This is a genomic window from Cupriavidus sp. LA-1 (genome assembly GCF_055385985.1).
In genome coordinates this window covers 221415-247114 of record NZ_AP031390.1, presented here as the reverse complement: position 1 = coordinate 247114, position 25700 = coordinate 221415, and the positions used below count along the sequence as shown (strand labels likewise).

Annotated in this window: 22 protein-coding genes; 16 read left to right on the top strand and 6 right to left on the bottom strand. The window is 55.3% G+C overall.

Annotation, left to right across the window (positions count from 1 at the left end; all coding sequences use genetic code 11):
- Positions 1-68 precede the first annotated feature (68 nt).
- On the top strand, positions 69-467 hold the full coding sequence (locus tag ACZ5MJ_RS35335; protein WP_464227467.1) for a helix-turn-helix domain-containing protein: 399 nt from the start codon (positions 69-71) through the stop codon (positions 465-467).
- A 125-nt stretch (positions 468-592) separates the two neighbouring features.
- Complete coding sequence (locus ACZ5MJ_RS35330) at positions 593-1264, top strand: GntR family transcriptional regulator (protein ID WP_464227466.1); 672 nt, start codon at positions 593-595, stop codon at positions 1262-1264.
- Between the two features lie 36 nt (positions 1265-1300).
- Here ACZ5MJ_RS35330 and ACZ5MJ_RS35325 read toward each other — a convergent pair whose 3' ends face one another.
- The 3 genes from ACZ5MJ_RS35325 to aldA form a co-directional block, all read right to left on the bottom strand.
- A complete protein-coding gene (locus ACZ5MJ_RS35325) occupies positions 1301-2503 on the bottom strand; it encodes a mandelate racemase/muconate lactonizing enzyme family protein (RefSeq protein ID WP_464227465.1) in 1203 nt (400 codons plus the stop codon).
- 42 nt (positions 2504-2545) lie between these two features.
- Positions 2546-3886, bottom strand: a complete 1341-nt coding sequence (locus ACZ5MJ_RS35320) for an MFS transporter (RefSeq protein WP_464227463.1) — start codon at positions 3884-3886, stop codon at positions 2546-2548.
- Between the two features lie 875 nt (positions 3887-4761).
- On the bottom strand, positions 4762-6198 hold the full coding sequence (gene aldA / locus ACZ5MJ_RS35315; protein WP_464227462.1) for an aldehyde dehydrogenase: 1437 nt from the start codon (positions 6196-6198) through the stop codon (positions 4762-4764).
- 470 nt (positions 6199-6668) lie between these two features.
- On the opposite strand from aldA, the gene ACZ5MJ_RS35310 reads away from it, so the two are divergent.
- The 6 genes from ACZ5MJ_RS35310 to ACZ5MJ_RS35285 all read left to right on the top strand — a co-directional run bounded on the left by ACZ5MJ_RS35310 (position 6669) and on the right by ACZ5MJ_RS35285 (position 12066).
- On the top strand, positions 6669-7886 hold the full coding sequence (locus tag ACZ5MJ_RS35310; protein WP_464227461.1) for an aromatic ring-hydroxylating oxygenase subunit alpha: 1218 nt from the start codon (positions 6669-6671) through the stop codon (positions 7884-7886).
- 43 nt (positions 7887-7929) lie between these two features.
- A complete protein-coding gene (locus ACZ5MJ_RS35305; RefSeq protein WP_464227460.1) occupies positions 7930-8391 on the top strand; it encodes an aromatic-ring-hydroxylating dioxygenase subunit beta in 462 nt (153 codons plus the stop codon).
- 13 nt (positions 8392-8404) lie between these two features.
- A complete protein-coding gene (locus ACZ5MJ_RS35300; protein ID WP_464227459.1) occupies positions 8405-9445 on the top strand; it encodes a 2Fe-2S iron-sulfur cluster-binding protein in 1041 nt (346 codons plus the stop codon).
- A gap of 18 nt (positions 9446-9463) precedes the next feature.
- Positions 9464-9781, top strand: a complete 318-nt coding sequence (locus ACZ5MJ_RS35295; RefSeq protein ID WP_464227458.1) for a Rieske 2Fe-2S domain-containing protein — start codon at positions 9464-9466, stop codon at positions 9779-9781.
- Positions 9782-9891: 110 nt separating this feature from the next.
- Positions 9892-11202 (top strand): MFS transporter, encoded by a 1311-nt coding sequence (locus tag ACZ5MJ_RS35290; RefSeq protein WP_464227457.1) that lies wholly within the window; start codon positions 9892-9894, stop codon positions 11200-11202.
- 114 nt (positions 11203-11316) lie between these two features.
- Positions 11317-12066, top strand: coding sequence for a TSUP family transporter (locus ACZ5MJ_RS35285; protein WP_464227456.1), 750 nt, complete (start codon positions 11317-11319; stop codon positions 12064-12066).
- A 76-nt stretch (positions 12067-12142) separates the two neighbouring features.
- On the opposite strand, the gene ACZ5MJ_RS35280 is transcribed toward ACZ5MJ_RS35285, so the two are convergent.
- Complete coding sequence (locus tag ACZ5MJ_RS35280; RefSeq protein WP_464227455.1) at positions 12143-14092, bottom strand: sigma-54-dependent Fis family transcriptional regulator; 1950 nt, start codon at positions 14090-14092, stop codon at positions 12143-12145.
- Between the two features lie 377 nt (positions 14093-14469).
- Between ACZ5MJ_RS35280 and ACZ5MJ_RS35275 the strand changes: the two genes are divergently transcribed.
- The 8 genes from ACZ5MJ_RS35275 (at position 14470) to ACZ5MJ_RS35240 (ending at position 23075) form a co-directional block, all read left to right on the top strand.
- Complete coding sequence (locus ACZ5MJ_RS35275; RefSeq protein ID WP_464227454.1) at positions 14470-15048, top strand: TetR/AcrR family transcriptional regulator; 579 nt, start codon at positions 14470-14472, stop codon at positions 15046-15048.
- 278 nt (positions 15049-15326) lie between these two features.
- Positions 15327-16547 (top strand): sulfite dehydrogenase, encoded by a 1221-nt coding sequence (gene soxC, locus ACZ5MJ_RS35270; RefSeq protein WP_464227527.1) that lies wholly within the window; start codon positions 15327-15329, stop codon positions 16545-16547.
- Complete coding sequence (locus tag ACZ5MJ_RS35265; protein WP_464227453.1) at positions 16531-17100, top strand: c-type cytochrome; 570 nt, start codon at positions 16531-16533, stop codon at positions 17098-17100. Before soxC ends, ACZ5MJ_RS35265 begins: the two co-directional genes overlap by 17 nt.
- Before the next feature lie 217 nt (positions 17101-17317).
- Entirely contained in the window at positions 17318-17887 is a 570-nt protein-coding gene (locus ACZ5MJ_RS35260) for a TetR/AcrR family transcriptional regulator (protein WP_464227452.1), read from the top strand.
- A gap of 119 nt (positions 17888-18006) precedes the next feature.
- Positions 18007-18681, top strand: a complete 675-nt coding sequence (locus tag ACZ5MJ_RS35255) for a DsbA family oxidoreductase (protein WP_464227451.1) — start codon at positions 18007-18009, stop codon at positions 18679-18681.
- 137 nt (positions 18682-18818) lie between these two features.
- A complete protein-coding gene (locus ACZ5MJ_RS35250; protein ID WP_464227450.1) occupies positions 18819-19373 on the top strand; it encodes an OsmC family protein in 555 nt (184 codons plus the stop codon).
- A 73-nt stretch (positions 19374-19446) separates the two neighbouring features.
- The gene (locus ACZ5MJ_RS35245) at positions 19447-20553 is read left to right on the top strand and encodes an alkene reductase (protein ID WP_464227449.1); all 1107 of its coding nucleotides are present in this window, start codon (positions 19447-19449) and stop codon (positions 20551-20553) included.
- Positions 20554-21614: 1061 nt separating this feature from the next.
- The gene (locus ACZ5MJ_RS35240) at positions 21615-23075 is read left to right on the top strand and encodes an amino acid permease (RefSeq protein ID WP_464227526.1); all 1461 of its coding nucleotides are present in this window, start codon (positions 21615-21617) and stop codon (positions 23073-23075) included.
- Positions 23076-23570: 495 nt separating this feature from the next.
- On the opposite strand, the gene ACZ5MJ_RS35235 is transcribed toward ACZ5MJ_RS35240, so the two are convergent.
- On the bottom strand, positions 23571-24218 hold the full coding sequence (locus ACZ5MJ_RS35235) for a hypothetical protein (protein ID WP_464227448.1): 648 nt from the start codon (positions 24216-24218) through the stop codon (positions 23571-23573).
- 9 nt (positions 24219-24227) lie between these two features.
- Positions 24228-25181, bottom strand: coding sequence for a 5'/3'-nucleotidase SurE (locus ACZ5MJ_RS35230; protein ID WP_464227447.1), 954 nt, complete (start codon positions 25179-25181; stop codon positions 24228-24230).
- Positions 25182-25700: the final 519 nt, after the last annotated feature.

Below are 25700 nucleotides of genomic sequence, written 5' to 3'. Positions count from 1 at the left end.
CCGGGGAGAAATTAGCCGGCCCAGAGCGCAGTTGTGGAAGGGAGTAAGGAGTGGCTGTCCCTAGGAACATGGCCAAAAATGCCCACTGTTTCAGAAATCTCGATTCCCTGCAGGTGTTCCAGGCCGCGGTCGATTATGGCGGCGGCATCACAAAGGCGGCTGCGCAACTAAACCGGGTGCCGTCCAATGTCACCACGCGGGTCAAGAATCTGGAAGTGCGGCTAGGTATGAAATTGTTGCAGCGGCAGAGTGGCAAACTGGTGATCTCGCGCAGCGACCACCATTCTGTGGCTCTTCATGCCTTGCGGAAGGAGTTAGAGCCAAGCGCTGAGCAGTCAGATGGGGTGACCAGCAAATCGACGTTACTTCTAAAAGGTCCCACAAGAATGCCAGATTATCCAGGCGAGTCTCTGTGCCTTGGAATTACGACCGCAGTCCCACAAGTCCTGTGTGATTGGGTTTTGTAGAGAACATCAGGCGGGTAGCAAACCAGCCTGTCTACACCACGAAGTTTGGTGCATCCTGAACCAGTTCACGGCCCTCCACTTTTGACGTCACAAGAATATCTCGGAAAGGAATAGAGGAGATATCCGTGGATACTATAAAAGAAGGTTCTATGAAGACGCTAGCAATCCATGACAGGATAAAGAGCATGATTGCAAATGGTGAGCTGGAGATGGGAGAAAAAATAACAGAAAACCAGCTTTCCCAGCTATTTGGGGTTAGCAAGGCCCCGATCCGTGCGGCAATACGCTGTCTTGCTGCGGATGGTCTTATTCAGATTCAACCTCGAGCGGGAAGCTTCATCTTTACGCTCGACGAAGCGGAAATCGAGCAGATAAGTTCTGTCCGCTGCTTATTGGAAAGTGCGGCACTCAGATCAGCAATGATGGCAGGCCCATCAAGGTTGCTACCGGCGCTAAAAGCAAATTTGCAGAAGGCGGATCAACTGCAGCACGAAGACAGCAATTATAGGGAAGGGTATAGGAAGCTCGACAGCGAATTCCATCAACTTCTTTTACGCTTCTCAGATAATCCATACCTCTCCAAGGCTTACAGCACGATTGCAACAAAAGTTTGGGCCATGCGTAGCGGGCTGACATTCCCAGATTCCCACCTCCAGATATCGCTCGGATTCCACAAGCGTATTGTCGAGCTACTTGGAGAAGGGGACGTTGACCAGGCTTGTGCGAAACTTGAGGAGCATATAAGCGGTAGTTTCACGCCCAGGGAGAAGACCCTGCTTAGCAGAAGTCAAGACTGACTCCGAGTCGTCTTCTCCCTGGCGCATCAGGTCATTCTACTCGATGGTATGGGCAAGATAGCCCATCGCAATTTCGTCGTTGAGTTCCTGGCCAAGTCCCGGAGCATCAGGAATTCGATATTGACCATTTTCTGGCTGATAATCATTAATGCATAGCTCTCGGATACACGATTTCAGTGCGAACGTGTGGTGTTCGTGAATAATGAAATTTGGAATTACGGCTTCTATGTGCAGCGACGCTGCAGTGGAGACTGGCCCGCCGCAGACGTGCACCTGAACAGTGGCGTCATAGATGTTAGCGAGATCGCAGATTTTCTTTCCTTCGGTAATTCCACCTACCAGGCACAGGTCCGGTTGTACTACCGCTAGTGCTTGCTGTTCGAGCAATTCGCGATATCCCCAGCGGGTGTAGGACCGTTCACCCGTCGCCACAGGAATTTTAATGCTATTGGCTACCTTGGAAAAATTCTTGGTATTCAGTGGATTAATCGGCTCTTCATAATAGAAGATGTTGTACGGCTCAAGCGCGCGCGCAAACTGAATCGAGGAGTTCGTTCCCAACAACGAGTGAATCTCACAAATGATGTCGACGTTGGGGCCTACTGCCTCTCTGATTGCCGCAATACGCTCGACCCCCATTTTGATGTCGTCGTGCTGCAATAGGCCGAAATAGCGCTGATTCAAGCCTTGGAAGCTGCCTAGCGAACCATCCCGGCCGATCATGATGGGGTCGACTTTGACTGCATCATATCCTTCGGCCAATGCGATGCGTGCCGTCGCTGCATACTGCTCCGGCTCCGTATTGACTTGATAATGGTCACCCCAACCAAACTGTAGCTGGCTTGCATAAGTGCGCAGGTTGTCATTGGTTTTCCCGCCGAGCAGTTGATAGATTGGCGCGCCCAAGACTTTCCCCCGGATGTCCCACATGGCAATGTCGTAGGCACTGATGCCTCCGTAGACCACGGGTCCGCCACCCATACCCCAGTATGTGCCACGAAACATTCCCTCCCACAAGGCTTCGACATTCATGGGGTCTCTGCCGATTGCGTATGGCGCGAGGTCTCGCAGCATGCCTACCGCGGCTTTTGCCCCCGCTCCGTAGGCGAGCCCAACTTCTCCTAGACCGCTTACTCCCTCATCAGTGTGTACCCGCAGCAGTACAGGGTTGAACTTGAACATCGAGGGATCGCGGCGATTGACTTCGCAGTCAAAGATTTCGATTTTGGTGATTTTCATTTCGCTTCTTGTTCCTATTCTTTTTTTTGATGATGGGACTGGTCAATTCGCTTTGCTAATTCTGAGCAAGCGAGAGGGGATACATGACAACAGCAAAATCGCCCCGAGGGTTAGTGCTCCACCCGCGAAATATAGGCCGTAGTCAAGGCTGCCCATCGTCGTTTTCAGCCATCCGACTACTGACGGGCTGACAAAGCCTCCAACCAGCCCAATCGAGTTGATGAGTGCAATCCCACCAGCAGCTGCAGAACCTGATAGATACGATGTGGGAATCGTCCAAAAGACCGGCATGGCAGCCAGCAGACTTGCTGTCGCTATCGAAAGAGTGCACAGAGCTAAAGCAAGATTTCCACTAAGCATCGTCGCGGCGGTTAAGGCCGTACCGCCAATGATCATGCACAAAGCTGTGTGCCAGCGTCGTTCAGCCGTCTTGTCGGAGTGCCTCGCAATTGCAACCATGGCGACTGCACCAGCAGTACTGGGAAGTGCACTGAGAAATCCAATTTCTAAGGGACTGCTAACGCCAAATCCACGAATAATTGTCGGCAGCCAGAAACTAATGGCATAGAAACCGATCGCGATTGAGAAGTACGCCAGGCCTAGGATATAGACTTTGTGGTCTCGGATAATCTTCCGGAAGGAGTGTTCACGTTGTGCTACCTCGATTGATGTATCGAGATTGTGGATCAATAGCTCCTTTTCGCGTATCGAAAGCCAACGCGCATCCTTGGGGCTGTCTACTAGAGCGGTCATAACCAGCAGGCCCAATATAACGGACGGAATTGCCTCGACCACGAACATCCACTGCCAACCTGCCCACCCGTTCGTTCCCCCCATATAAGTCAAAATCCAGCCTGAAAGAGGACCACCGATGATTCCCGCTACTGCAATGGCAGTCATAAATAAGCCTATGGGCCGTCCGCGCATCGCTGGCGGATACCAGTAGGTTAGGTAAAGGACAATGCCCGGAAAGAATCCCGCTTCGAAGACGCCAAGAAGAAAGCGGGCAATATAGAACTGGATTGGAGTTTGAACAAACGCGAAGCTCGCGGAGACAAGACCCCACAGCACCATGATGCGGGTGAGCGTCTTTCGCGCGCCGATCTTCTGAAGGAGGAGGTTGCTCGGCACTTCAAACAAAAAATAGCCGATGAAAAATATCCCGGCACCGAAGCCATATATGGCATCCGAGAAATGAAGATTCTGTTTCATTTGCAAGGCTGCGAAGCCAATGTTAACGCGATCGAGATACGCGAATACATAGCAGATGAAAAGAAATGGAATGAGCCTCCGCGTGACCTTCTTGTAAACCTGGCGTGCTTCGTTCTCCGTATAGTTAAGGCCAAATTTCAAATGGGAAAGAGAAGTTGCAGTGTTTTCCATGGAATTTCTCGAGAACTACATTTCGTTATTGCTGATCACGGATAACAGTATGCAGAGATAAATAAATGTGTGGCGAATGAAAATCCTTCCTTTGGAACACAATGTCTCCTTAATTGATTGTTTCGGCAAAATGAAACTTTCAACTTTTTTTCTTCTAAATAAAAACTCAAAATGGTTGTTTGGATTCGTTACGTGTTTCGATGGAGTTTATGTATCGTGACAGTGGGGAGTCAACGTGAGCTGGTCCAATCTGACATTTCACAATAGGTTAAAGCCCTATTGACACGAAAATAGTGAAGCTATGTTCGAATTCTGGCGGATTGAGTAGCCAAGGTTGCGGTTGCTACAAGCAGCCAGGTGATGGGCCGGAGGGCGAGAGATGCCACCGGGAGTTTGGTGGCTCAGCGTCTCGCGAGGGTGGAGGCGGGGTTCTGCAGTCGGTGGCTTCGTGACTAGGGGCGTACTTGACAGCGCTAAAGGTTGGGCTACCAAAGTGAAGTGCTTGCAGATGTGCCCGCGGCGCCAGTTACCCGTGCGTAGACTCAATGCCGCGCCGGCGTCCTGGGCGGCGGCTCACCTGAGAAGGCGCGGATCTTGAAGGGATAGTGCGACCCCGTCCCGGGCGCCGGCATCTTCAAGAGAGAGGACGTGGGCCTTATCCACCCTAGCCCTGGAGACCGACTTTGTTGACGAGCCGAAGAGTAGCGCGGTGAGGCCTACACGCGTCGATGCTGTGTTGCGCTCGAGGAAAATTGCCTACGATTTCATGATTCGAGCACGACGCCAGTTCGAGCGGTTTGAACGGGTGAAGCGGGAGAGCGAGACAGAGGCATTGCCCTACTTGAGCAACACCTCTTTACGTGGCAATGGCTGACTTACCTCGTCTGCATGTAGATGGCGTGTGTTTCCATATACTCATAGAGGCCATGCTTGCCGTCTGCACCGCCGATGCCAGACTTCCGTCGGCCCGCATGGAAGCCCTGCATCGCCTCGAAGTGCTCGCGATTGACGTAGGTCTCACCGAATTTTAGCTCGCGGCACGCGTGCATGGCCGCATTCAGATCATTGGTGAAGATGGATGAAGTCAGCCCATACTCCGAGTCGTTTGCGTAGCGAATTGCTTCGTCCAGCGAATCAACGGCCTGGATCGGGAGCACTGGGCCGAACGTCTCCGTCCGCATGATGTCCATGTCATGGTTGCAATCAACCAGCACAGTCGGCTCGTAATGGTGGCCGACGGCGCGGTCTGCAACCTTGCCACCAAGCGCCACCCGCGCGCCTTGACTTTTGGCTGTCTCGACCGCGGCAGCGACCTTCGAGAGCTGCGCGGCGCTGACCAGCGGACCCATGGTGACGGTCCGGTCTACTAGGGGGTCGCCGAAGGTAGCCGACTTCATCAGCGCGACGATCTTCTCAGTGAAGGCCGGAACGACTGAGCGCTCAACGTAGACGCGCTCTGCGCAATTGCAGACTTGTCCGGAATTCAGAATGCGTGAGTGGTAGATGGCGTTGGCTGCCAGGTCAAGATCAGCGCTGGCAAGGACGATCGCCGGCGCCTTCCCGCCCAGCTCCAGATTGACCCGCGTCAGATTTTGGGCGGCCGCTAGCATGATATGAACGCCAGTGCCGACACTTCCCGTGAACGATACAAGATCCACGCCGGCATGGCCGGCCAGCGTCGCGCCTGCGTCTCGGCCGCCGCCAACCAGATTGAAAACACCTGGAGGCAAGTCGCACTCGGCGACCAGCTTCGCAAACTCAAATGCGTTCAGCGGCGTCTCTTCGCTCGGCTTGATGACAATCGTGTTGCCGGCCACAAGAGCGGGAGCCATCTTACGAGCAATCAGGAAGAATGGGAAGTTCCACGGAAGGATCCCGGCGACTACGCCGATTGGTTTGCGCAGCAGCAGAATCGTTTCGTTCGGGCGGTCGCTGGTGAGAACCTCGCCTTCAATACGGCGCGCCCATTCGGCCATGTAGTCAATGTAGTCGGCGGTGAAGTTTACCTCCACCTCCGCCAGGCTCAGTACCTTGCCTTGTTCGCGGGTAATCAGCTCCGCAAGGTACGCTTTGTTTTCACGAATCTTCGCGGAAATGCGGCGCAGAAAACTGGCGCGCTCAATGGCCGGAAGCCGTTCCCAGGGGCCTTGCGCGCGACGTGCTGCCGCAACCGCAGCATTGATGTCGGCTCGATCCGAATCGGGAATGTAGCCGAGCGTCTCGTTGGTTGCTGGATTCAGTACCGCCAACTGCGCAGTTGAAGCTTGTTTGGAAAACACCCCATCAATGAAGTTGCGATGGTCGTCGAACATTCCTGCTCCTTTGGGATTGCAAGTCAGACTTGGAACTCTCTCCGCACCCTCGTCCTGTCTCCTCGGTACGCGGGTGCGGGTCTTGCCGGGAAGACACGGTGAATGCACCTGTCGGCTAGCGGCTGACGACGGAAACTGCAATGGTCGTGCCAAGTCCGGTGCGGCTCCTGTTCTTGCCGCAGACCTTCAATAACTGCCTGCTACGCGGAGCTGAAGCTGCCTGGCGCTATTGATGGGTGGGGTAACAGGTGTTTCCAAACGCTACAGCGCGCGCGGGGGAGCTGGGTCGGTTCGACACAGGTGCCGCTCTCCGAATAGGGCCGAGCGCGTGTTGCACTGCGGAAAACAGCATGAATTACTCCCTTCGGGCGCATCGAGCGTCGGGATTTCCCCTAGGTAAAGCCTGGCTGGCACAGAACCTGTAGAGGAAAGGGTGCAGTCCACTTACTTGACCCACACAAGGAGCAGAAATGTCGCGCAACGGCTCGGAATGGACCCGGAGACCTTCCCTTACCGCATCGCAGTTCGTAGATCCGAGGATCTACACAGATGAAGAGATCTTCAAGGAAGAACAACAGCAGATCTTCGACAAATGTTGGCTGGTCGCCTGTCATGAAAGCGAGTTGCCGGCTCCGCTTGACTACCGCCTGTACGAGCACCCCGGCGGCCACAACATGATCATCATCCGAGACGAGGACAACAAGATTCACGTCTTCAACAATATCTGTCCTCACCGAGGCAACTTGCTCTTGCACGAAGCCTCTGGATCGATTGCGGCAGCGAGCGCGTCCGGCGGGCCAAAGCGCATCACTTGCATTTTCCATGCGTGGGCATTTGATGCGCGCGGGAACTGCGTCGATATCCCTCGCGAAAAGGAGGGCTACCAGGATCGTGTGTCGAAGTGCGATTACAGCTTGCGCGAATTCCGGTCGGAAGTTGCGCACGGCGGTTTCGTATGGGTCAACGTCGACGATAACGGGCCTTCGCTCAAAGAGTATCTCAACGGCGCTCTTGATCCGTTGGCAGAGATGCTGGCAGAGCCTCTGGAGATCTTCCATTACCACCGCGCGGTTGTCGAAGGTAACTACAAGCTTTGGCATGACACCAATTGCGAGCTGTACCACGACTACATGCACTACCACAACCGCGTCACGGGTATGCTGCAGCCCGGCTACTTCGACCGGGAGTTCGTCACCTTCGAAGGCGGTCATGCCCAAGTTACGGACATGATGCTGAAGTACGACGCAATGAAAGGCCATGAAAAGCAGACGCTCGGCTGGCCAGGGTTGGGTCCCAACCGTTGGGCGCTGGTCGACCTCTTTCCCGGTGCGACGTTCAATATTCGAGCTCCGGCATTCCGGCTTGACACGGTTCTTCCGCTCGGCCCGAACAAGCTTCTTATCGAGTATCGCGGCTTCGGTCTAAAGGCTGATACCCCCGAAGAGCGGGCAGCGCGTGTTCGTATGCATAACTCCATCTGGGGCCCATTTGGACGCAATCTCCCTGAGGATCTCATGGGGGCATATGGACAGGGTCTTGCGCTTGCCGACCGGACCGAAGCTCCCGTCATCCTGCATGCACGGGTAGAGAACAACAAGATTCACGACGAAGTTGGCATGCGCCACTTCTATCAGGAATGGAGTCGTCGCATGGGGCGTAAGGCATCTGACCCCTTTTGCGAGCTGTAAGCCCTGAACCAGAAAATTCCGACACTTAATACAGGACATCGACATGGAAATCGAAAGCACCGTTCGCGCGCTGATCGCAAAATCATGCCTGGCGCTGGATGGAAATGACTACCCAGGGTATCTGGCCCTCTGCCACGAGAGCTTCAACTATCGCATCGCGGCATATAGTCCGGAAATCCGAAAAGACATGCTCTGGCTGGAGAAGAGCAAGCTTGATCTGAAGGATCTGTTCAACCTGCTGCCGAAGCAGAACATGGACCGGACACCGCTCACGCGCCATTTTTCGATCTTCACAGTAGAACCGGCAGACCGGGAAGGACATGTGAAGGTGATGTCGGCACTTCAGGTATTCCGCACGGAGCTACAAGGTGGGACTACCTCTCTCGTTGCAGTCGGCAAGTATCTCGATGAGATCCAGCTCGGCAGCGACGGGGCACTACTGGTGCAGCGAGAGGTACGACTGGATACCAGAATGCTCGGAAAAGGCTATCACGTTCCTTTCTAGAGTCATGAACATTATGAAGATCACCATTCACTCTCGGAACGAGCGCCATGAGTTCGAGGCCGACGAGGGCCAGAGCTTGTTGATGGCGGGGCTTTCCAGAGGCTATGCATTGCCATATGCATGCGCGAGCGGAACTTGTGGCAGTTGCAGCGCGCGGCTCACGGCAGGCAAGGTCGAAGACCTGTGGAGTGCCGCGCCCGGAAAAAAATCAGCAGCGAAAGCTGACGAAATTCTGCTGTGCCAGTGTGCGCCACGGGGTGACTGCGAAATCGAGTTGAAGCAGTCCGTAGCACGGGTTGCGCCTGAGGAAGTTCTGCCGTTCGCCGCAAATGGGACAGTGACCCGTTGGGAGTTGCTGACGCACGATGTGGCCTCATGGGAGATCGAACTTCAGGAGCCGATGAACTATCAGGCGGGCCAGTTTGTGCTGCTTGCAACTCCAGGTCTCAGTGGCTACCGGGCATATTCAATCGTCAATCACGAGCGTGACTCTTGCAGGCTTGAACTGTTGATCAAGAGGAAGCCCGGGGGAGGACTTTCGGAAGCTTACTTTGGGGCGAATCAGGTGGGAACAGCTGTGCGTGTAATGGGCCCATTTGGACAAGCCGTCTTCAAACCTTCGCAGCAGAAGAACTTGCTCTGTATTGCCGGAGGCAGCGGAGTGGCGGGGATGATGTCCATTCTTTCCCATGCGCAAGAGCTAGACTATTTTTGGGAAAGGACGGGGGCTGTTTTCTTCGGCGTGCGGTCTATGCGAGACACGTTCTTTTTGGAGCGCCTAGCTGATTTCGCGCGTGCAGCACGAGGCGGACTCGACGTCACGATTTGCATCTCCGATGAGTCGGTTTCGCTAGATGTCGCACATCAGTACCCAGGGTTGGCGTTCACACGGGGTCTCGTTCACGAGGTTGCGCTGAAGCAGATGGAGGGACGACTTTCGGATGTCCACGCCTTTCTAGCCGGTCCCCCTCCGGCGGTTGACGCGGCCATGCGCGGACTTGTGCTGCAAGGAAAGCTCAGTCCGACGTGTATTTCGTACGACAAATTTAACTGACTCGCAAGGAGAAAGGAAATGGCACGTCATTATGTCTGTGACCGCCGGGACATTGCCGAGAACGGCATGGCCACCTTCGATCTCGCCGGCGGAGCCTCCATTCTTCTGTTGCGGGTGGATGACCAGGTTTACGCCTGCGATGGCGTTTGCCCACATCAGGAGGTACGGTTGGAAGATGGGCTGTTCGACGGTGAAGTGCTGACCTGCCACCAGCATATGTGGCAGTGGAACGTAGCAACAGGGGAGCCCGTGGGACTCGCCGAGTGCCCACTAAATGTTTACAGGGTCGATATGGAAGGAGAGGCCATCTACGTAGATCCCGATATGAAGCTGTAGCCATGGTCACGACGGCTTGGTGAAATCCCCCACCCGTCATTTGCGCAACCAATTAAATCAATAGCGCACTACTACTAGATCCATCTTCGACACGAAACGAGGAGACAACGATGACCAGCAATTCTCTAGACAACGAGATGCCGGTATCCCCCGCGCGAGTTTCAACCGCAAGTATGGTTGGAACCATCATGGAGTGGTACGACTTCTTTTTGTATGGCTTTACTGCAGCACTAGTTTTCGGCCAACTTTTCTTTCCAGCGTATTCTTCAGTTGCCGGCACGCTCGCTTCATTCGGCACTTTGGCGGTCGGGTTTGTCGCTCGACCACTGGGAGGCGTTCTTTTCGGGCACTTCGGGGACCGAATCGGGCGAAAGACCATGCTCATCACTACACTCACAATGATGGGTGCGTCGACTTTCGCAATCGGGTTGCTGCCGACTTATGAGGTGATCGGCGTTTGGGCTCCGATTCTGCTGACCACCTGCCGATTCATGCAGGGCATTGCGCTAGGGGGTGAATGGGGTGGCGCGGTGTTGATGGCCGTTGAGTATTCACCGCCGGCTCGCCGCGGCTTTTTTGGTAGCGTTGTTCAAATCGGTGCCACGCTTGGGCTGGCTATTGCGACCGCGGTCCTTTTCAGTGCTTCGTACTTTCTGACCAAGGAACAGTTCATGTCCTGGGGCTGGCGCGTCCCGTTCCTGCTCAGCATCGTCATGCTGCTGTCAGGCCTGTATATCCGCATGAAGGTCACTGAGACGCCTGCCTTCCGAAAAGCGCAAGCAGCGGGCAAGATTGCCAAGTTTCCCGTTGTCGAAGTGCTGCGGGATCATCCGGGGGTTGTCGTGTATACCGCGTTCGTCTACCTGGGTGCGATTACGGTCCCGTTCTACACAGTGTGGGTGTTTCTGACCTATTACGCCACCTCCGTCCTGAAGTTGGACAGATCGATGGTGCTTCTCGGTGTTGTAGTGGTCAACCTTTTGCTCACCCTTGTCATCCTAGCTGCGGGAGCATTGTCGGACCGTATTGGAAAGAGGCCGATCTTCCTGACTGGGTTTGTGATTCTCACTGCTATAGCGTTCCCGTTTTTCACAATCGCTGACCTCGGTGAGATCAAGTGGATCTGGCTGGCAATGCTGTTGATGGCTGGCCCCCTCTGGGCTATGTGGGGAGTCCTGCCGGCGTACTTTACCGAGTTGTTCCCCGAGCAACTCAGGTATACCGGCATCTCGCTAGGCAGCCAGGCTGCGACGATCATCGGCGGACTCGTTCCTCTATTTTCAACCGCAGTGCTTCCGAAGTACGGTACCTGGCCGATCTCAGCGCTGCTCGTTGCCTCAGAAGTGATGGCACTTATCGGGCTTGTTGCGCTCAGTCGCCGTAAGGCAGCGCTAGACAGTGAGTGCGGGGTAGTGGCATAAAAGTCAAGACAAGGCGCGACTCAGTCGCGCCTTGTCTCATTTGTCACCAAGCTTAATGAGAGAACAAGAACGTGGCGCGGTTAATTTTTGGTCCGACGCGCCTTGGAGCTGACCGTGAGCACTACCGCCCTGATTGGTTTTCTTTGCATAGTTGCCATAGGGAGCTACCTGCAAGCCTTCACAGGGTTTGCCCTTGGCATCTTCGTGCTTGGCGCAGCTGTCGTGCTTCAACTCGTGCGACTTGAGACGACCGCGACTGCAATCAATATCATGACGCTGGTGAACACAGCGCTGGCGCTTCGCGGCAATCTCCATCTCCTTAACCGAAAGCTCTTTATTCGTACGCTATTAGGGATAATTCCTGGTGTGCCGTTAGGTGTTTGGCTGCTTGAAACCGTTAGCTCACGCAGCGCCGTGCTGCTGCAACTGACTCTTGGCGTCGTTGTTTTGGTGGCTGGGGCTACGCTTTGCGTGCGTCCCCGTGCGCGAGCGGTGACCTCACCATCGACAAGCTTTGTATTGGCTGGCGGTGTCGGTGGCGTCCTAGGTGGAATGTTCAGCGTACCTGGTCCGCCTATCATCTATCAGTTCTACATACAGCCACTGGCACTGGAACAGGTAAGGCTCACGCTTCTAGGAATTTTTGGCACCATATCGCTGATGCGGATCACTATCCTCGCAGCAAATGGGGGGGTCGACTCTAACGCCGTCTATCTGGGCCTGCTATCGATACCGGTGGTGGCAATTACGACAGCGTTGTTCATTCGTTTTCCACCGCAGCTATCTGAGTTAGCCATACGGCGCGCCGCATTTTTGCTGCTTTCAGCGATGGGCATTTGTATCGTTGCGATGGGGTGGCGATGAGCGCCGTTCGCCCACTACCTGGTCCGTTAAGCAGTGCCGCCAGCCCGAGATCATTGAGGCACCACATCGGTCCCAATCAGGTGCCCTTTGTTCGCGGGGCGATCTGCTCTTTTGCAGCCTGGCCTGCCGCAGACTGGGCCGACAGTTTCTCCAGCTTGCGGTATAGCGTCTTCCGACTGATGCCCAATACTCGCGCGGCCTCGGACATGTTGCCATCCGATGCGGCTATGGCCCGTCGAACGGCATCCATCTCAATTTGTGCCAGGTCGCAGGGTTGCGCATCTGCCTGGAGCGGCGTCTCCGACCCTTCGGTTGGAAGAAGTTCATCTGGCAAATGCTCAAGCCTTAGCTCAGTGCCGTCCCTGAGGATTGCAAGCGCGGTGCGCAGAGTCATTTGAAGCTGACGGATGTTGCCTGGCCATGGGTGTGTGCAAAGCGCGTGGCGCACGTCCGGTGCGACTTCAATTTTCCTGCCGCCGCTCTCCGCGTTGATGACAAAATCAATTAGGCAAGAAATGTCTTTCCTTTCCCGAAGGGATGGAAGACGGATGCGAAGACCATTTAGCCGATAGTAAAGGTCCTCGCGGAAGCGACCGGCCGTGACCTCTTCGATCATCGAACGATGTGTCGCGCAAACGATGGAGACATCGACAGGCATGCTCCGCGTGCTGCCGAGAGGAGTGACTTGACGCTCCTGCAGCACCCTCAGCAGCCTGCCTTGAAGGGATAGAGGCATGTCTCCGATTTCATCAAGAAATAGCGTTCCTCCATTTGCCTGCAAGATTTTTCCGGGGAAGCCTTTGCGTTTCGCACCAGTAAATGCCCCTTCCTCGTAACCGAACAGTTCAGACTCAATCAGCCCCTCTGGAATCGCTGCGCAGTTGACAGCGACGAAAGGCCCGTTGTGCCGAGGCCCGGAGTTGTGAAACGCAGCAGTAAAGACCTCCTTGCCAACGCCTGATTCGCCTTCAATAAGCAGCGGGATGTCGGAGCCAAGAATCATCGAAGCCTTCTGAATCGCTCGTTGCATCTGCGGGTCCCCGAGGTCGAGGTCCTTTAGCAGAACGCGTGCGCTTCTTGGCGTCGTTTGTTGCTGGTCCGTACTTTGACCGGCATCAGTGGGGGCCCGGCCTGAGCAAGCTGCCTCGCCAGTAAGTCCCACGTTCACGATCATCGTTACGTCGCGGCCATCCCGGAGAGAGGCCGCGAACTGGCTGCCCCTCATCGCGCGGGCCTTGTCTACAAAGCGCTCCAAGGAAAAGTTGAACCCGAACAAATCCGTGAATCGCTTGCCCAGGGTGTCGCTTGGGCCCAGATTCAGGAGACAACGTGCTGCACTGTTCGAACCGAGTAGCTTTCCGTCGGGCCCAAACACCGCTATCGCTTGCTTGATGGTCGTAAGGTACTCGGCGACAGGATGGAAAACGACGACGATTTCGTCGGCCATCTCACGCACGAGCATGCGGTTCTCTATCAGCACCGCTACCGTACGAATCAATGGAAGTGCGTGGATGGCAGGGCTCGTGCTGTATGCAGCGAAAACGCCTGCTATTGCGCCGGCAGAGTCAAAAAACGGCGCAGCTGCCCCGCTCAGTGACCGAAATGGGATCAGATAATGCTCGGCCAAATCGACTGTCACTGGCGCACGGCTGGCTACGCAAGTGCCGATGGCATTTGTGCCAGCAATCCTTTCTGACCAACTAACGCCCGGCTGAAAGAGGGGGCCGAAAGGCCCGGACATTAGGTCAGCATCCCCCTTGCTACAAACAATGATGCCCTCAGCATCGGCTAACACGACCACGGTGCCGGTACCGGCCATCTGCTCGAAAGTGTTTTCGACAGAAGGCTCGGCATATTTAAGAAGTTTGCTGTTGCGCGACCTAACCGCCCGGGCATCTGCCCAGGACGTCCCAGTTGGGCGAACCTGATGTGTTTCGGCCAATCCTGACGCAACAGAACGCTGCCAAGACGCCTCCAAGGCATGTTTTGCTAGGGCGCCTTTGGCTGGATGGAACTCCGGGGGCACACGTGTCTCCACTGTTTTGGGGTAAGTAGGCGCGACTTCGCTGGTCGGCACTCATCGTTATGGTAAAGCAGTTCTCGGTATAAGGCGCCCCTTTGTGGGCAAGAAGCCGCCTATCGTTTGCCCGAAGCGCCCGCTCGAGGAGGTGCTCGCCGCTCCTCTCGGGATTTGCCATTTCCGTCCGGGCCTGGAGGCTCGAGCATGGCCAGCCTGGTGGACCGTTCGGTACAGAAAATGCGCGTTACCACACTGCTAGTCAGCCTTGATGAGCTAATATCTGCACTTTTTTTGGCACAAAACGCTAAAAGTGCGGGATTGTATTGACTGGTCGGTCCAACGACCTATTCTTAAGGGCAGACAATGATGGGAGCCACAAGCTTATGGGGAAGGGAGTCAGTCACGGTCTGCAACGAGACCGCATCCTGAGGGCTGCGGCGCAGCTTTTTGCGCAACGGGGATACCACGCTGTAGGCATTAGCGCGATTCAAGAGGCGGTCAAACTGGGACGCGGAGCGCTATACCACCACATTCACAGCAAGGAGGACTTGCTCTACGAGATTACGCGAGAGTACATCACGGATCTTGCAGCTTTCGCCGAGCAGCTGGATGCAGATATGGATCCTCGCGAGAGGATCAAAGTACTTGGTCAGCATCTCGTGCTGAAGATTGCGTCTCACCAAGCCGAACTGACAGTTTGCTTCCGTGACGTGCAATCGCTAACTGATGGCCGACGAGAGGAGGTCCTGGCGCTGCATTCGAAATACGAGAAGGCGTGGCGCGAGGTTCTTGTCGATGGGGCCGACCTGGGAATTTTCCGGCCCTACGATTCCGTCGTTTTGAAGGGCGTGCTAGGGATGTATTTCTACAGTTACCTTTGGATTCGCCCTGAAGGGCCGGTTAGCCCGGAGGCAATCGCGGAGCGTCTAAATGAGATGGCGCTTCGCATGGTGCAACCGTAAACCTTAACTAAGCATCATTTCATCGAGGCCCTGTAGCGCATTATCACGGGCCGCACTGTACCGACCGATCGGTACAGTTTCATAACCAAAACCCATGCGGAGACAACCCAATGCAGGAGAAATCTGGCGGCCGAAAAGATCCTTGGGCGGGGCCAACGGTGGAAGCTCGTCGATCGAGGGAAGAGAGCTTTTTGACTACCGAACGAAGCAATCCCGACTCTCCCTATTATCTCGATGAAAACCACTCGTTTAGTCGTCGAGCATTCCTGGCTAGCGGTATGGCCGCGATGGGTGCGGGGGTAGCTAGCAGTGCCATGTCAGCTACACCGGCAGGGGCGAAAAACCGGGAGGTTCCCCCAGATCCGACCAAAGTGCAGGGTGAAGACACATGGGCGGATGGAGGCTATGGAACGCGTTCGCAGTTTGAGACCGAAATCCGTACTCGGCCTAAAACACCGACAAACCAGTCATCTTGGACGATGACGCCGCTGCAAAATGGTCTCGGGATTATCACCCCTTCCGGACTTCACTTCGAACGCCATCATGGAGGTATCACGACTATTGATCCCTCCAAGCACATGCTCTACGTTCATGGCATGGTGAAGCAGGCCAAGAAGTTTGGTATGCAAGATATAAGGCGTTTTCCATCTATATCCCGCATTTTATTCATTGAATGCTCAGGGAACGGTCTGACCGAATGGATAAAGCCGACGATGAAAACGGTGCAAGGTACGCACGGATTGACATCGAACTCCGAGTGGACCGGCGTTTCGCTTGCTACGATTCTGAACGAAGTTGGTATAAAGCCTGGTGCTAAATGGCTGTTAGCGGAAGGTGGCGACGCAGCAGTCATGACTCGGAGCATTCCTCTCGATAAGGCGTTGAAGGATTGTTTTCTGGCATATGGCCAGAACGGTGAAGCCATTCGTCCCGAGCAAGGATACCCGTTGCGCCTGATCGTTCCAGGCTATGAGGGAAACACGCATATCAAATGGCTAAGGCGCCTTGAGATTTCCGACCGGCCATTTATGACGAGAGAGGAAACCTCCAAGTACACTGATTTGCTTCCGAGTGGGAAGGCTATCCAATTTTCATTCGAGATGGACGCAAAGTCTGTAATCACGTATCCCTCGGGAGAGATGTTGCTCCGTGGGCCCGGCTTTTATGAGATCACAGGGCTCGCATGGTCCGGCCGGGGCAGCATCCGCAAGGTTGAAATCAGCGTCAATGGCGGAAAAAGTTGGATGGAAGCGAAATTGCAAGGACCTGTCCTCCCGATCTGTCACACACGCTTCCGGTTCGCATGGCAATGGGATGGGAAGGAGTGTGTCCTGCAAAGCCGCTGTGTCGATGACACTGGATACCGGCAGCCAACGCTGGCTGAGCTTACCAAAGTTCGTGGCACCAACGGACCCGTCGCCTCGGTATATCACTTGAACGCAATCCAAAGCTGGAAAGTAGCATCTGACGGGAGGGTCTCCAATGTTCACTACGGCTAGGCGCGTACGTAATGTAGTCCTTCTTTGCGTTCTTTACGCGGGAGGCGGCCAAGGACTATCGATTGCCGCGGATAGTGTGCGAACGTTTGGCTTTGGAGCGCCTGCGACTGAGAACGATCTCGCGGGTTTTATATCTCCTCTGCCAGATGGTACAGGATTGCCAAAAGGAGCTGGCAGTGCGAAGGAGGGGAGGGAAATCTTTCAGCAAAAATGCGCCGCATGCCATGGTGTCAGCCTGGAAGGCGGAATTGCTGATCGCCTTATAGGTGGCCGCGGCACCCTGGTAAATAATGATCCAACTAAAGCCCCGATAAAGACAGTTGAAAGCTATTGGCCCTATGCAACAACTCTTTTCGATTACATTAAGCGTGCCATGCCTTTTAATGCGCCTGGTAGTCTGACCAACAATGAGGTATATGCGTTGTCAGCCTATATCCTTTCGGAAGGGAAGATCATTGACTCCACTACCACGTTGAGCCATAAGACGCTTGCGAATGTGAGGATGCCGAACCGGGATGGCTTTATTCCAGACCCCCGAAACAAGAAGCCTTAGTTGCTCGAAGCTAGCTTGCGTTCATCTGGTACCCCGCTTCCCTCGGTCCAATCGACGGAAGCGGCGCTACTCCTAATGCTGTGTTACTAGTGCTACGCATTTCGCCATAGGGAAGTGACCCTGTAGGCAATCGTCACCGCCCAGCTTGAGTGTTTGACAACCAACCAACTAGTAGGTAGAATGTCCTGCATTGGATGACGAAGGGATGGTTAGTCGGATGACGGCGATGGGAACGCGGGAAGCGCTGGTGTGCGCTGCGGAAAATTTGATGCGCTCGAAGGGGTACGCTGCTTTCAGCTATGCCGACCTTGTTGACACCGTCGGTATCAAGAAGGCAAGCATCCATCACCATTTTCCCACCAAGGAAGATTTGGGTGTAGCCATCGTCGAAGCGTACATCGATCGGGTGCGCATCGACTTCGAGCGCATCGAACAGCTCCATCAAGACCTGGAAGGTCGCCTGAAGGCGTTTTTCCTCGCCTTCAGCGCCAGTAGTGAAGGCGGCTTGTTGCCGCTCTGTGGTGCGCTCGCCGCCGAAATGGCAGCGCTACCGGTGGGTTTGCAAAGACTCACGCACCATTTCTTCGATCTTCAGTTGAAGTGGCTGACAAAGATCTTCGATGTGGGGGTAGTCAATGGAGAGATTCCGGCAGTTCCTGGCACGCGGCAGAAGGCATTCCAGCTGCTGAGTGCACTGGAAGGCGCGAGCTTTATTAACTGGGCGCTGAAGGACGGTGAGACACTCGATTGGAGTTTTGTTCGACTTGTAGCCGGCCTCGATAAGTAAGGACTGATTGTCGCGGGAAAATCATATCCCTGGTTGCACTAGGACCGTCTGTATGGGCTGGTCCTTTTATTTAATCTCAATACCTACCTACTAGTAGGTTGGGTTCGCGGAACATAATCATGAAGCGAGTCAACGTCAAGATTTGGTCGGATTTCGTATGTCCCTGGTGCTGGATTGCCAAGCGGCGTTTTGAAAAAGCCGTGATGGCTCTGGAAAATCAAGTCGAGGTAGTTGTCACCCTGAAGGCCTACCGCCTTGCTAGAGGCATGGCGCCTATGGATTTTAAGGAAACTCTTTACACAAAGTTTGGTAATTCGGCTGCAGCCGAAGGGATGATGGCGGCAGTAGCAAAAGCCGGCGTAACGGAAGGATTGCAGTACAACTTTGACACCATGCGCTTTGGTGATACGACCGCTGCGCATGTTCTGGTCAAGAGTATCGAGTCGTCAGCTGACAGGCAACGGATGATTGAAGGAATCTACCGTGGCGTTACCACAGACGGACTCAACATCTTTGATAGCAACGTACTTCTTGCCCTCGCAAAGGAGCTCGGCGTTAGCGCGCCCTTCGATTTGGAGTCCCGCGAACTGGCATCAGAGATAGCGCGTGATGAGATCGAGGCTAGTCAGGTAGCAAATGGCGTTCCGTTGTTTGTCTTTAATGACAAATTTTTCGTCTCGGGAGCGCGCGAAGTGGCCAATTTTGAAGCGACCCTGCTAAAGGCGGCGGCTGATGTTGAAGATTCGGCGGAGGATGCCGGCGCGACTTGCAGCATCAATGGCTGTACAAGCTAGTAGGTGGAGAAAATAGTGTTCTCATTTAAGCGAGGTTGGCAACAAAGTAGGCCGGCATTCGCAAGCTAGCGGACACGCTATGTGTGTCTCGTAAATTTCATATGCGCAGAAGCGCCTTTTTAAGAAGGAACTTATCCATGAATGATAAGCGGAATGGTATCGACGTTGCAGCTTTGAGCCAATTTGCAAAGGGCGTGGCCGAAGATATTTCAAAGCGAAGCGCCCGCTTCAACGTCAAGACGAAATGGGAGCATCAGACTCGTAGCGTGGCGACTGTTAGCCACTATTCCCTGGGTGGCGTCGAACACCAGCGGCATTTCGAAATTGCCGCAGACGAACCCACTGAATTGCTCGGGCAAAACTCTGCACCGAATCCTCAGGAACTCCTCATGGCTGCGCTCAATGCTTGCCTGTCGGTGGGTTACGTTGTCAACGCTGCAGCGATGGGGATCACGGTCCACAGCCTTGAAATCGAAACCGACGGCGAGCTGGACTTGCGTGGCTTTCTCGGTCTGGACGAAACCGTTAATCCTGGCTACGACGAAGTGAGGTACGCAGTGCGGTTGCACACTGACGCGTCGCGTGAGGAGGTGGAAAAGCTGCACGAGATCGTATCCAAGACTTCGGTGAACTTGGCTAACTTCTCCAAGGCCATCCGCATGGTTCCCACGCTGGAGATCCGCGAGGCGTAACCTGCCAAGCGCATCTTTCCTCTATCACGTCGAAGTCACCTCCTCGGCGCTCAACTCCTTAGCGAAGAACGAAATGAACAATCTGTTTGCCCCATACAATCTGTCCGGCATCTCATTGGCCAATCGGGTGGTCATGGCCCCGATGACGCGGACCAGAACGACCGACAATACTCCAAATGAACTCACGGCGCTCTATTATGCACAGCGAGCATCGGCTGGCCTGATCATTACTGAGGGAATGCCGATTTCCGATGAAGGCCGCGGATACCTGTACACGCCTGGACTCTATACCGACGAACAGACTCAGGCCTGGCGCAAGGTCACCGCGGCTGTGCATGAGAAGGGCGGCAAAATCTTCGCGCAGTTGTGGCACGTTGGTCGGATGTCTCATGTTTCCATTCAACCCGGCAATGCCGCTCCCGTGTCCTCGGGCACAGTGCCCGCTACGAATACAACCGTGTACGCATGGACGGAAACCGGCGAAGCCGGCCCTGTCGCGCCTAGCGTTCCGCGAGCACTGACCACTGAAGAGGTCCAACGTGTCACGATGGACTTCGTTTCATCTGCGCTGCGCGCGATGGAGGCAGGGTTCGATGGAGTCGAGCTCATGGCAGCGAATGGCTTCCTGTTTGACCAGTTCCTCAGCAGTGAATTGAACAAGCGGACGGATGAGTATGGTGGTTCTCTCGCGAATCGCCAACGCTTCCTGCTGGAAACAATCGACGCTCTTGCTGCAGCAATTGGCGGTGAGAAGGTCGGTGTTCGCTTCTCGCCGTTTGGACGCCTCTACGATTTGGGGCCCTATGCCGACGAGGAGGAGGCTTGGATGAGTGTCGCGGCCGAACTCAATGTGCGAGAGCTGGCCTACGTGCATCTGAACTATCAGCCCACCATCACTGCCGCGGATGTGCCCGCCGGCTTTGGGGCGAAGTTCCGAAAAGCCTATCAAGGCACACTGATTGCCGCTGGCGGATTCAATCGCGAAATCGCCGATGCGGAGTTGAGGAAGGGTGAGTTGGACCTTATTGCCTTCGGAACTGCGTACATTGCTAACCCGGACCTGGTCGAGCGCATGAAACATGGCTGGCCGCTTGCAGAAAGCGATCGATCCACTTTTTATGGCGTCATCGGGGCGAAGGGGTATACCGACTATCCGCGCTACGAGCGTGAAGCTGCATAATCGAAACGTTCGGGGCGACGTAAGCATGGATGGGAGCCGCTGACGGGGCCCTGCCCTAGTCCAGACTCGTGCCGCGACTTCCAAGTCGCGGCGACTTCCACTCATGAGATCTTGCGTGAAGACGGCCACCGGTGTGGTTGCTTCATGGCTATTCCATGGGCGCAGCGTCTGCTGCGTGCGCGGCTGCTATGCGCATTTTTGCTCTCTGCGAAAGAGCGGTGTATGGGCTAGTATGGGAAACCTACTAGCCCATGCTTTTGCCTTGTCTCGCAAAGTAGCTTGAGACCACTGGCGCAATTTTTCTCATCGATTCGGGGAGCGCTGTGCACCCCATGCCCGCTGCGACTAGCGTAAGCATTGAACCCATTTCCACACCGTGGACGGATGCTTGGGAATGAACACTGCCTTAAAAAAATGCAGTGAATCAGCTTGTCGTGCCAGATTTGGGCGATATTGCGAGGCAGCCAGGCGAACTCCACGCTGCCGCCGTGTCGTCGAGGATCCTGTTCCCGTCCGTTAGCAACTGCTTGCCTGCGTCGGTCAGATTGCGCCGCGTGGCGTTCGCTCAAACAGCGCAGTTTCGAGCTTCCGTCAACGCCCGCAGCTGACGAGTCGGCGTGGGTTGGGCAATCAATGCTTGGCCTGAAGCAGAAAGCTGATGCTTCCGTGCTGGGCAACGGAGACGAAATAGCACAACCGTCGTAGATCCACAGCATATCTTCCCTGGCATCAGGCGCCAGATTGGTGTTACCACGGGTTGACGGATTACCAACTAGTAGGTAGCCTGTATTGAAAACATGAACCTTCCGGTGCCACAAAGGGAGGCGGCGCGCGACGTGGCCGCGACAACTAACGTTGCGATCATTAGTTTCGGCTGAGGGAACCATCGCTCGCAGGCGACATGGTTCCTTTTTTTGCGCAGGTGCACTTACCAACTAGTAGGGTGGGTCGGGTTGCGAGGCTGATCCGCTCTATATGTCGTTGAAAGTATTTAATAAGTACGTCAACAGAGGAGGAACATAGTGGATAGGTTTAACAACAGAGCAGCCCCTACTGCCAAAATAGAAGGCGACGGTAATTTCGATAAGGAAAGCTGGCTAGCTTCTCATGAAGCAGGCTATGAAAAGAAGCTAAAGCCCAGGCACGTGCAAATGATCGCGATGGGGGGCGCGATTGGGACTGGTTTGTTCCTGGGTGCTGGCGGCAGGTTGCAGAGTGCGGGGCCTGCTTTGGCAGTCGCCTATCTCGTGTGCGGTGTGTTCGCATTCTTCATTATGCGAGCACTCGGCGAGTTGGTCATGCACAGGCCGACAAGTGGGAGTTTCGCTTCCTATACCCGTGAGTTTATGGGCGAACGCGCTTCATTTGTTACAGGCTGGATGTACTATTTAGCGTGGGCGGCAACGGGCATCGCTGACAGCACGGCTATTGCGATTTATTTGAAGTACTGGGCCATTTTCTCGGACGTACCTCAGTGGACGATTGCGCTAGGAGCACTCGCAGTTGTGTCGGTCATTAACATGATCGGAGTGAAACTGTTCGGCGAAATGGAGTTCTGGTTCTCCGTTATCAAGGTCGGCGCAATCGTGTTGTTCTTGGTTGTTGGAACATTCTTTCTCGCCAGTGGACAGACTATTGACGGACATACTCCAGGACTGCAACTCATCGCGAACAATGGCGGCATCTTTCCGCATGGGATTCTTCCCGCCGTTCTGATTGTTCAGGGTGTGGTATTCGCGTATGCCAGCATTGAGCTTGTTGGGGTCGCAGCAGGTGAAACCGAAAATGCTCGTAAGGTGTTGCCTAAAGCCATCAATAGCGTCATGTGGCGGATCGCACTATTTTACGTTGGATCGGTACTGTTGCTGATCACGCTGCTTCCTTGGACTGCATATAGTGCGCATGAAAGCCCGTTCGTGACGTTCTTCAGCAAGCTGGGAATCCCGCATATCGACAGCATTATGAACGTTGTTGTGCTCACCGCTGCGTTGTCCAATCTCAATGCTGGCTTGTATTCGACTGGGCGTGTGTTGCGGTCCCTTGCCATGGGTGGGTCAGCTCCTCAATACGTCGCCAGGATGAATGCCCGCGGCGTACCTTATGGCGGCATTGTGGTGACGATCTGCCTCATTGCGATTGGCGTCCCTCTGAACTATATCGTTCCAGAGCGAGCATTTGAGATTGTCCTTAATATTGCTGCCATCGGCATCATTACGACGTGGGCGTCCATCGTCCTTTGCCAGATTCTCTTCCGGCGCGCAGTGAATCGCGGCGAGATGCGTGATGTTTCGTTTCGGATGCCTGGCGCGCCATTCACGTCGTGGCTCACCTTGGTGTTCCTCGCAGTCGTGCTGCTATTGATGGCATTGGACTATCCGAATGGGACGATTACGTTTGCAATGATTCCGGTACTCGCTATTGGATTGGCAGTTGGCTGGCGCCTTGCCAGACGAAAGGCGACAGGCTCGAAAGAGCGGTTCCGTGTATCAACCTATGCGCAAGGCTCTCAGGTGGAAAATTGATCTGCATGTGCAGAGGCGGCGTCAAGCCTTGATGTTCTCCGTGCCCTCAGCCTGCGACTGCCGCGGTGCTGGAAGGGCAGGGATTTGCTGCTAGACCCGTACCCGAGGACAAGGATGTTCTTGGCGGCGTGAACGTTGCGGTCCTGAACCGTTCCGCAGCCGTTGCCTCTTATTCCAAGAACCGTGGCGTCTTTCTGCACGAGCGCTATAGCGCCCTGCGTACCTGGCCTGAAGGCCGAGGCCTTCCGCGCGACTCGATAATAGCAAGAGCGTTGTGAGGGGCTTGAACCTGACCCTTTATCCGGCCATCGTTTGTCCCCGTGGATGATGGCTGGTCTTTTTTCGAACCAAGCGAATGCAAAGTTGACCGGGCCACGTGACACGCCGCACGCCAACGCCTTGCTCCGACGGCTCATTCGCTCCAACGCCGCAGCGAAGCGATAAACGGCGCCTACTCCGTAGGATTGGCACCGTTTGGCAGGGCGATTGATCAGGTCAGTCGCGATAGGCCCAGAGGTCCACAATCCGGTTGCCATCGTCTGCAATCAGGCGGAATGCGGCGGGACGGTAGTCGGTGTCGACCGCCAGTATGCCGTTGACGTTGGCAGGTAGCGTGCCGCAGTCTGCCGCAGACAGCTTCAGGCTCAGCGTATTCGGCATGCCATGCGCGCCTACAATGCCCGAGAGCTGACACGCCGAATCTCCGGGCGTGACCTTGCCTTCCGGCGTGATCGTGAAGCGCGCCGCAGCGCCAGATGGTAGCGCGGTCGTGTACATTCCCGCCACGCTAATCATCTCGACGATTGCCGCAGGCACTGGATCCGCCCGCAACAGCTTGACGCTAACGGCGTCAGTGGAAGCAGGGGCGGCAACCCAGTTGCCACCCTTGGCGCGCCGGTAGATGAGAGTGGCCTTGTCGACTGCATCGGCGATTACTAGGTACCGGCTGCCGTCCGGTGCCGCGTAGTACTTGCCAACCGCGGGATTCTCACTGTCGCCAACGCTGACAATGTAAGCACCAGGATCGACATCGGCGACCGACAAGCTGGTGGCCGCGCTCGCGCTATCGGACGTATTGTCGCCGCCGCAGCCGGTCAGTACTGTCGCGGTCACCAGGGAGAAAACGGGAAGGAAGCGTTTCATCGGCATGCCTCACTGACCAAACAATTCAGCTAGGCGCAGTCGCAGCCATTGCTGGCCCGCAGGGCGTTGCTCGAAGCCGACCTGCATGGCTGTGACGGCCGTCTTGGTCTTGTAGACAACGGATTCATCCTCGCTTTGAGCAGGCGTTGGCGATCCCGGGCTCCCGCCCACTCCCAGGCCGTATGGCGCCGTGCCCTTGAACCTAAACTGGTAGATGTCGTAAGTGCCATGCCGCGAGAACGCGAAAGGGGTGGCTGCCGACGGTGCATTCGGGAAGTTGACGTTCAGCGCCAGCCCTGCAGGTAGCAGCGGACCACCGTTCGCCTTGGTACGCAGCGTGTTGATAAGCTTGATAGTCAGCTGTGCAACGACCCCGGAAACGGGGCTTGCCAGGCCTGCGTTGTCGACAGAGTCCCCGCCCGCGCTCAGGGCGATGGCCGGAATGCCGCGCTGTGCCGCGATCTGGGCGTTGCTCACGGTGCCAGAGCTATTGACGACGTAGCCGAGGTTCTGCCCTTCGTTTGGCCCGGATAGCACCAGGTCGGGCGCCTTACCCCAGCGCGCAGGAGCAAGCACATCCAACCCGTACATCGTCGCCATTACCGGGGTGCCATGGGCGTAGTTGTAGTCGCCGTTGGTGTAGCCCGCCTTTGTAAAAGGGCCCACCGCCGGCTCACCGGTGGCAGCGGCGCCGTTGTGGCAGCCGCCTTCGGCCTCGATTTGGGTCTTGTCATTGTCAGGGACGATGATCGTCGTGCTGTACATGACGATGCCTGCGCCGCGGCCGCTCTGTCCAGTGCAAGGAACGCTGACGATGACGTTGTGGCCTGCACCCTTAAGGGCTTCGTACAGTGCCTTTAAGTTGCTGGTGAGGCCATCGTCGTTGGTGAGCAAAATATTCAGAGCGAAGGCCGGGCTCGCCGTGCAGGCCAGTAAGGCTGCGGCGATGTAGCGGGTTTTCATTTCAGTAATGTCGAAGCGTTTAAGAAAGGTGAGGTGTTCGCTGGTAATACACGCGAGGTAGCACTGAGCAGCTCGATTAGGAGTGCACGGCCAACATGACGTTAATCGAGATTTATGACAGATAATGCTGATTAAAGTGTTTGTTTGAGAACTGACATTCTCAAAATGAGAAATGTTGGCCCTAGTGTTCTCTGCAGAATCCGGCTAGAGGGACGGCAGACACTTGGCCTCCTTGGCCTGGCACTCAACAAGACGGGGAACGCGGTAGATGAAAATGATGCCCCCGACACCCCCGACCTTCTGTGGCGATGGACTCCAGCACTACCGAGAGTGGAATGGGGCAGACGACAGGTTTCGGACAGCGGAGGGCGAGATGCGCTGCAGACCCCTGCAGCCGATGGGAGTTTTGCGCGGCTTCTGGGCGGAATCTAACGCGTGTACGAGAACCCGTATGCCTTGGTGGTTCGGAGCGAGCGCAGGGATGTGTGGAGCAGGAATGGCTTGCATCCGTACAGTTCT